The sequence below is a fragment of the Rhodoferax sp. RT5P35 genome (assembly GCF_056521385.1).
On the sequence record NZ_JBWMAX010000064.1, the window covers coordinates 1 to 1,745 of the forward strand.

1 protein-coding gene and 1 pseudogene are annotated in these 1,745 nt (G+C 61.7%); both read left to right on the forward strand.

The window, feature by feature from the left end:
* Positions 1-127: 127 nt before the first annotated feature.
* The gene (locus tag AC097L_RS23585; RefSeq protein WP_479589172.1) at positions 128-559 is read left to right on the forward strand and encodes a tyrosine-type recombinase/integrase; all 432 of its coding nucleotides are present in this window, start codon (positions 128-130) and stop codon (positions 557-559) included.
* Positions 544-1,431, forward strand: a pseudogene (locus tag AC097L_RS23590) (IS91 family transposase); the annotation flags it as partial. The gene AC097L_RS23585 and the pseudogene AC097L_RS23590, both read left to right, overlap by 16 nt.
* Positions 1,432-1,745 lie beyond the last annotated feature (314 nt).

The following is a 1,745-nucleotide window of genomic DNA, read 5'->3' on the forward strand; positions in this document are numbered from 1 at the left end:
TCACAGGCCGCCACCGCGTTTTTGTTTGCGTGTGACTTGCGACGAAGGGCGTTGAGGGTAAGCCTTCTGGCTGGGGAATATTCCCTGGCCCTGAAGGAGATGTGCCATGCCCCCCTTACGCCAACGCATGAAAGAGGCGATGGTGTTACGCGGCTTCAGTCCGCGCACCCAAGACAGTTACCTGGATGCCATCTACGGAATGGCCAAGTTCTACCGGCGTGACCCCGCCGAGTACAGCGCCGCCGAGGTGCAAGCCTACTTGCTGCACATGGTGCAAGAGCGCCAGCTCTCCTACAGCACCATGAACCAGGCGGCCTGCGCGGCACGGTTTCTGTACGAGAAGGTTTTAGGCCACGGCCGCGAACTGTTCCAGATCCCGATGACCAAAGTACCCGCCAAACAACCCGAACTGCTGGCCCGTGAAGAAATTGCCCGGCTGTTCGCCAACTGCTCGCACCCCGTGCACCGCATGCTCTTGCAAACCATGTACGCCGCAGGCCTGCGCGTGTCCGAAGCCTGCGCCTTGCGCGTAGGCGACATCGACATCCGCAGTGGGTGATCAACACACTGTTCCGTTGCACCGCACAAACCCTGGGTGACTTCGCCGCCAACCCGCGCTGGATGGGTATATCCGGCGGCACCCCAGCCTTCAGCCTGGTGTTGCATACCTAGACGCAGGACTTGCGCCGCCATATCCACCTGCATGCGGTGATGGCTTGCGGGGTGCTGGCAAAGGATGGTGATGGAGGCAAGCGGTGGCACGTTCCCGCACGCCAGCCGGACTTCCTGTTCCCCGTGCATGCGCTATCTGCGGTGTTTCGGGGCCAGTTCATGGCGGCGCTGGCTGTGGCACACCGTGACCACACGCTAGACCATGATCCGCAGGGCAACACCGCCGACTGGAGCCAGCGCCAGCAGCAGCTGTACCGCCATCCGTGGGTGGTGTACGCCAAAGCCCCGCTGGGCGGCCCGGCCCAGGTACTGGAGTACCTGAGTCGCTACACCCACCGTACGGCGATCGGGAACGCGCGCATCCGTGGCGTGGACGCAAACGGGGTGGCGTTCACGGTGCGTGCCAATGACCACGGCGGCAAACGCTTGGTCCGGCTACCAGGGGCGGAGTTTGTACGCCGCTTGCTGCTGCATGTGCTGCCCACCGGGGTTAAACGAATTCGGCATTACGGCGTGCTGGCTGCCAGCTGCAAGGGGGTCAAGTTGGAGGCAGCACGGCTGGCGCTGCTTATGCCTGCGCGCAACCCCTAGGCGGTCGAGTCGGTGCGGGACTTCATGGCGCGGGTGGCTCAGTTGAATGTGCAACTGTGTCCGTGCTGCAAGAGCAGCCCGTTGCATGTTGTCGCGGTGCTGGCGGGGCAGAAGTGGCTGCCGGGACCTGACCACACGGGGCCAGTCGATTGCCGAGGGCCGCCGTGAGAGATGTACAAGGTTTGGGGATCGCAGTTTGCAGAGCATCCGCTAGGGTGTTGGGGGAAATGCTGTGCCTGCTCTCCAGTACAGCCTGCCTACACGCATCAAACTTGTATGCCCAAGCCGTGGGGAGGCTGATCATGGTGGCTTGGGTCATGCATTACATAAATACCGGGGCCGATACGTCCAGCGCTGGGCCATAATTTGAATGTATCGGGGAGGTGGGTTCGAATAATCCCCTATGCTTTCATCTCCCTTTTACCAACAGCCATCCTGGGCGTTGGTTCAGTCCAACAAGGTTTATCTGCCGCGTATGAACA

Bases quoted from the DNA above. Each gene is read 5' to 3' on its own strand.
- AC097L_RS23585 (WP_479589172.1), top strand. From the start codon at position 128: ATGAAAGAGGCGATGGTGTTACGCGGCTTCAGTCCGCGCACCCAAGAC.